We start from the raw sequence: 4,724 nt of genomic DNA on the forward strand, positions 1-4,724 counted from the left end.
GGAGATTGAGGATAGGTTTGGACACTAACCTAGAGAAGTCACCTCCTCACTCACAACATGCGACATCGTGTCGCGCTTACCATGTCATCGGCGTATCTGACTACAATCCGTTTCCCTCGTGACCCTCCACTTTTTTCGTAGATGACCCCTAATGCCTTCTCCATTCCGTGCAGTGCGATATTTGCCAATAAGGGGCTGATAATTCCCCCTTGCGGTGTTCCGGCTTCGCTTTCATGGAATACGTTTTTATCCACATATCCTGCTTTTAGCCATTGTTGTATTAATTTCCTTGCAGGAAAATTTCCAATTCGACCTATTAGAAATTCGTGGTTAATGTTGTCGAAGCATCCTTTAATGTCGGCATCTACTACCCATTTTTTCTTCTTGTTGGGACGAACAGCATTGAATATTTTTTCTGCTGCGTCATGGGTGCATCTGCCAGGGCGGAATCCGTAGCTAGCACGTTCAAATTGTGCTTCCCAGCATGGTTCTAGCGCGTTTAATACGATTGCCTGGAGGCATCGGTCTATTAGCGTCGGAATTCCTAAAGGACGCTTCCTTCCATTAGGCTTTGGTATGTACACCCGTTTGGTTGGTAGTGGCTTCCAGGGGATGAATTTCTTAAGGGCATCCACCAGAATTCCTCTTGCTTTTGGGTTGAGGACTACCAATCCGTCAACGCCTGGAGTTTTCTTGCCCTGGTTCTGTTGTGTACACCTCCTTACAGCCAGGTATATGTTCGACAGCGATTTCATTAACAATCGCTGAAGATTTCGGACTGTCTTCCAGCGTCCTTCACGAGTAGCCTTGAAGATTCGCTGTCTCAGGTTCTTAACTACACGATTGGCTTTCCGCCAGTTGATGGCGTGCCATTGAGTGTCGTTCTTGTCAGTTACGTTTACGGCTCGGTGAGTCATATCTAACTTTTCCTGACAGGTTCAGCCCCGTCTCATTGAACTTCAAGAGATTCACCTGTCTTCCGTCTGCACCCTTTCAGGTTGGGTATCTCAGGTTTCTACCTGCCCTATCCGTCGAGTTATAGGCTTGTGCCTTTTCCTCTGGACTTTCGTCCTGACGGCATTCGCTTCTGAAGACATCCCTCACCCGCTAGGGAGTTAGAGTTACCTTACGGTTTCTTTACTACTGCGTTGGAAATTAGGCAGTAGACCCTATCGGGGTTATCTCGTTCCACACCAGATGGAGATACAACTAATTCGGTGTCCTGCTTTACTCCGGGGACTAGGCGCTCACACAATCCACCTAATTCTTTGGATTACCTGTTGTCCCTACACTCCTGTTTCAGTCACTTTCAGAAGCTCGGCTTAACGAAGCGTCATCGCAGGTTCGCTATTGCTACACCTAATTAGTTTTGCCCTTGCCTCCTTTTTGGATGTGACTTCCCACTTAGGTTCGGCTTCTTTCCTTAGCTATGAGACACAAAGATTGCTCTTTATGCCCCAAGGAAATGGACACTGGCATTTGAGCGCTTGCCAGGGGAGTCTTTGAGCCTCCCACTCTCTCGTGCGGCTTCGATTCGCACAACCAGGTCGCCATCGTAAGGACTTTTATCCCCTTTAACTTTCACATAGTCGGTGCTGCTAAACTCGAATTCACTATGCTTTAGTAACCTTATAGGGTTCACTCCCTCTTCTCTGGTTGAGAATGCCCAGTTATCACCGCCAATGGTATGCCAATACAGTCGATGTCCTGCATTGATGTTTCCACAACGGCGTTTTGCCCAACGTCGAAGTTTCAGGTATATGAGGTCATCTTGTTTAGAGAGTTCTCCAACGGTTTTAGCGTCAGAGTTTGTATAAAAAGAAGTCCATCCCCTGATCACAGGGTTTAAGTCTCTAATTAACGCCGATTGTGGCGATGACCTATGTTTTTTGATGATTCTTCCGATTTCCTCTTGGTGAGCCTTACTTGACTTCTTATTTGGGATAATGAGTGTGTTAAAACCTAATATTTCACCGTGCGTACTTAAACTGCTCCGATGTTGTCTAGCAGGGTATTGCTGGATGTGATGACCTAAAAAGTCAAAACCAGCTTTACCATCCTCACTTAATTCATCCTTGAAAGTGTGAGTTAACCTTGTCTTCTCAGGTTTTAATTCTAAACCCATGTCAGCTAAGCTGTTGCACATTTAAACTATGATACAAGCATTACCCTTATTTTGGATTTTGCGGCCCCATTTAATTATTAATTGCGCTTCATTTAAGAGGCGGTGCAATAAATACTCTAGCTCTTAAATAGATGTAAAAAGTCGATTGGCCATATATTATTTTGCCGAATGCCATACTAATTCAATTAAGTTATAGTCGGGGCTGTATTCGGGGAGGAATTCTAAATGAAGGTTAGGCATTTCTGTTTCAATTATTTTCAGGTACTCTTCTTTCTTGTGAAAACTAGCATTATCAAGGATAATCACTATTTTGGCTCCTTTTTCCGCAAATTCTGAGGCTTCATTACCTGCTGATACCCATTCATTAATTAGCTCTTCATAAAACAGTTTTAGCACTTGATAAAAATTATATGATATCAATTCCGGTTGCACCGGAATGATATACTGAAAGAGCGTCAAGAGTGCAACGAGGACAAGTCATGCCTAAACGCCTCAAGTTAGAGCCTCATCACACCTGCTGCGAGTTGTCTAAACTTTATCGTCAAGCGTCAGACCCAATTGAACGGACACGCTACCAAATAATTTGGCTCTTAGCAACTGGACAAGTTACTGAAGATGTCGCTTCGGTCACAGGTTACTGCCGTAACTCGATATACCGCTTAGTCCGTCGTTACAATCAATTAGGTGCTAATGGGTTGAAAGACAAACGTCATCAACATCCGGGTACTCAACCTTTATTATCTGTGGTGGAACAAGCACAACTGTTGCAAACTTTACGAACTCCCACCGCTGATGGAGGATTATGGAACAGTCGTAAAGTTGCTGAGTGGATGGGTAATTTACTTGACCGTCCAATCAGCGTACAAAGGGGTTGGGACTATCTACGTTCGTTAGAGTTTCGGTTACGGATACCCAGACCTGAACACGACCTAGCTGACCTTGAAGTCCAAGAAGCTTGGAAAAAAAACTGCGAACGCAAGCTAAACGAATTCAACAGCAGCATCCACTATAGCAATCCTAAATCATTATCATGAGTACGGTACAATTATATGCAATACTTGATTATGACAAAAAAAATGAATAACTTACAACTGCCACCCATAGATATGGAAAAAGAAATACCCCAATTAGAATCTTTCATTAAAAGCGATATCGATGCAAGAGAACTAAAACGAGCAATAGCTGTCAGGATGGCGCTTGAAGGTAAGCTGTATCATAAAATTAGCAAAATATTAGGTGTAACTAAATTCTTTGTGGGTTATTGGAAAAAGATTTTTAAAACCCAAGGCATCGAAGGAATAAAACTAGGATATAAAGGCTCACAAGGGTATTTAACAGAGCGACAAACGGATGTAGTAGTCGAGTGGTTAAAGAATAAAGAATATTGGAACTTAGAGGAATTAGTGACTTATGTAGAACAAGAGTTTGGTGTGAGCTATAAATCAAAACAGAGTTATTATGAAGAACTTTTTGCTGCTGCTAATATTAGTTGGAAAAAGACTCAAAAAATTAATCCCAAATCCGATGAAGAACTGGTAAAAAAAAAGAGGGAAGAAATTAACGATATTTTATTTAAAAACAAGGCTGGTATAGAATCGGGGGAAATAATAGTATTGTTTTTAGATGAATGTCATCTACTTCATGGTGATCTGACTGGTTATGTTTGGGGTCAATCCCAAATCAGAATTGAAGTCCCAATTACCAATGAAAAAGATAGACAAACTTATTTTGGCGCACTCAATTATCAAAGCAAAGAATTCCATATTCAGAGCCATCCATCTGGTGATGGAAAGTCAACAGTTAAGTTCATAAAATACTTACAAAATAAATATAAGAATCGCAAACTTATCTTGATTTGGGATGGAGCTAGTTATCATAAATATGGAGAATTCAGAGAATTTTTATTAGAACTAAATGGTGACAAAGAACCTGAGAATTGGTCAATTACTTGTATTTTATTTGCTCCCAATGCTCCCCAACAGAATCCAGTTGAAGATATTTGGTTACAAGCTAAAAACTTTTTAAGAAAGTATTGGTATTTATGTAGGTCTTTTAAGATTGTCAAATTTTTGGAGAGAGTTTTTTACTAAGGAACATAAATTTGATTTCCCCAAAATACGTCAATATACTTACAAACAGAAAATTATTTAGGATTGTTTATAAATATAGAAAATCATTTAGGATTGCTATAGCAGCAGTAGAAGTGTGGGGAATGGATGAGCATCGTCTCGGACTAAAGCCGATAATTAGGCGAGTTTGGGTAGGATATGGGGAGCAGCCAATAGCCAAGGTAAATTGGCGCTATCAATGGCTATGGTTATATGGTTTCGTACACCCGTCAACCGGAGAAACATACTTTTGGATTCTCCCAAAAGTTAACATCGAGCTTTTTAACTTAGTTTTAGAAGACTTTGCCAGAGAATTTGAAGTAGGTAAAGATAAACACATCATATTAACTATTGACTCTTCAGGTTGGCATACCAGTCCACAAGTTCGAGTCCCAGAAGGTCTACACTTGGAATTTACAGCACTTCCGGATGTTATGAGGTACAGTAGCAGCAATTAGTAAACCAGTTTTTAAGATGTTTCGGATTAATTA

At 40.9% G+C, this 4,724-nt stretch carries 6 protein-coding genes; 3 read left to right on the forward strand and 3 right to left on the reverse strand.

Features of this window, described 5'->3' with window-relative positions:
- Positions 1–50: 50 nt before the first annotated feature.
- From QUA34_RS29700 to QUA34_RS30320, 3 genes are all read right to left on the reverse strand, one after another.
- The gene (locus tag QUA34_RS29700; RefSeq protein ID WP_333391046.1) at positions 51–917 is read right to left on the reverse strand and encodes a reverse transcriptase domain-containing protein; all 867 of its coding nucleotides are present in this window, start codon (positions 915–917) and stop codon (positions 51–53) included.
- 533 nt (positions 918–1,450) lie between these two features.
- A complete protein-coding gene (locus tag QUA34_RS29705) occupies positions 1,451–2,125 on the reverse strand; it encodes a group II intron maturase-specific domain-containing protein (protein ID WP_333391049.1) in 675 nt (224 codons plus the stop codon).
- Between the two features lie 156 nt (positions 2,126–2,281).
- On the reverse strand, positions 2,282–2,545 hold the full coding sequence (locus QUA34_RS30320) for a transposase (RefSeq protein WP_445242858.1): 264 nt from the start codon (positions 2,543–2,545) through the stop codon (positions 2,282–2,284).
- Between the two features lie 59 nt (positions 2,546–2,604).
- Between QUA34_RS30320 and QUA34_RS29715 the strand changes: the two genes are divergently transcribed.
- The 3 genes from QUA34_RS29715 (at position 2,605) to QUA34_RS29725 (ending at position 4,691) form a co-directional block, all read left to right on the forward strand.
- Complete coding sequence (locus tag QUA34_RS29715) at positions 2,605–3,159, forward strand: winged helix-turn-helix domain-containing protein (RefSeq protein ID WP_333332826.1); 555 nt, start codon at positions 2,605–2,607, stop codon at positions 3,157–3,159.
- A gap of 42 nt (positions 3,160–3,201) precedes the next feature.
- The gene (locus QUA34_RS29720) at positions 3,202–4,215 is read left to right on the forward strand and encodes an IS630 family transposase (protein WP_333391053.1); all 1,014 of its coding nucleotides are present in this window, start codon (positions 3,202–3,204) and stop codon (positions 4,213–4,215) included.
- 122 nt (positions 4,216–4,337) lie between these two features.
- Positions 4,338–4,691, forward strand: a complete 354-nt coding sequence (locus QUA34_RS29725; RefSeq protein ID WP_333391056.1) for a transposase — start codon at positions 4,338–4,340, stop codon at positions 4,689–4,691.
- The last annotated feature ends 33 nt before the right edge of the window (positions 4,692–4,724 follow it).

The organism is Microcoleus sp. POL10_C6, from assembly GCF_036701585.1.
In the GTDB taxonomy this organism is placed as follows: domain Bacteria; phylum Cyanobacteriota; class Cyanobacteriia; order Cyanobacteriales; family Microcoleaceae; genus Microcoleus.